We start from the raw sequence: 878 nt of genomic DNA on the forward strand, positions 1-878 counted from the left end.
CGAAAAGGCCGGACGTCTCGATCGGGCGGTTGAATATCTGCCTACCGACGAACAGATTGCCGAACGTCGCGCGGCACGGTCCGGGCTGACCGCGCCGGAGCGGGCGGTACTGTTGGCTTACAGCAAGATGGTGCTATTCGACCAACTGCTTGAGTCCGATCTGGTGGATGACCCCTACGTTGCTCCCGCTCTCACAGGATACTTCCCCAAGGTACTGCAGGCGCGATACGCCAACGCGATGCTTCGCCATCCTCTGAAGCGGGAAATCGTTGCGACGGTTCTGACCAATTCGATGATTAATCACGTCGGCATCGTTTTCGTGTTTCGGATGTGCGACGAAACCGGCGCGGAAGCGCACGAAGTGGTTCGCGCCTATATTCTGGCGCGCGACATATTCGACTTCCCGGCGCTTTGGGCTGAAATCGAAGCGCTTGACGGCAAGGTCGCTGCTCCTGTGCAGAACCGGATGCTGATTGATGCTGGACGCCTCATACGCCGCACTTGATATCGTCGATATTGCGACGGACAGCGAGCAAGGCGTCGACCGGGTCGCAGAGATCTATTTTGCCTTGGTCGGGAAGCTGGAAATGCGCTGGTTTGGCGATCAGATCAATGCGCTTTCCACCAATACGCACTGGCAGGGTCTGGCGCGCAACGCACTGCGCGATGACCTGGCGCGGCAAACGAGACTGCTGACCGCCAGCGTCATACGCCTGTCGCCAGACGGGATCGATGCGACGGAGATGCTTGCCGCCTGGGAAGCTTCAAACCATGCGCCCCTGAGCCGGCTGCGGGAAATGGTGGCCGACCTGAAAACGGGCCCGGCACTGGATCTGGCGATGCTTTCCGTCGCCATGCGCGAACTGAGGAGTCTTACC

General features: G+C 59.8%; 1 protein-coding gene and 1 pseudogene. Both read left to right on the forward strand.

Going from position 1 to position 878, the window contains the following annotated elements; genetic code table 11:
• Nucleotides 1-505 (forward strand): annotated as a pseudogene (locus PROAA_RS13625) (NAD-glutamate dehydrogenase domain-containing protein); the annotation flags it as partial.
• Nucleotides 477-878, forward strand: a 402-nt coding sequence (locus tag PROAA_RS13630; RefSeq protein ID WP_186411860.1) for an NAD-glutamate dehydrogenase domain-containing protein, incomplete at its 3' end; no start/stop codon positions are given. The pseudogene PROAA_RS13625 and the gene PROAA_RS13630, both read left to right, overlap by 29 nt.

This window comes from Candidatus Propionivibrio aalborgensis, assembly GCF_900089945.1.
Taxonomy (GTDB): domain Bacteria; phylum Pseudomonadota; class Gammaproteobacteria; order Burkholderiales; family Rhodocyclaceae; genus Propionivibrio; species Propionivibrio aalborgensis.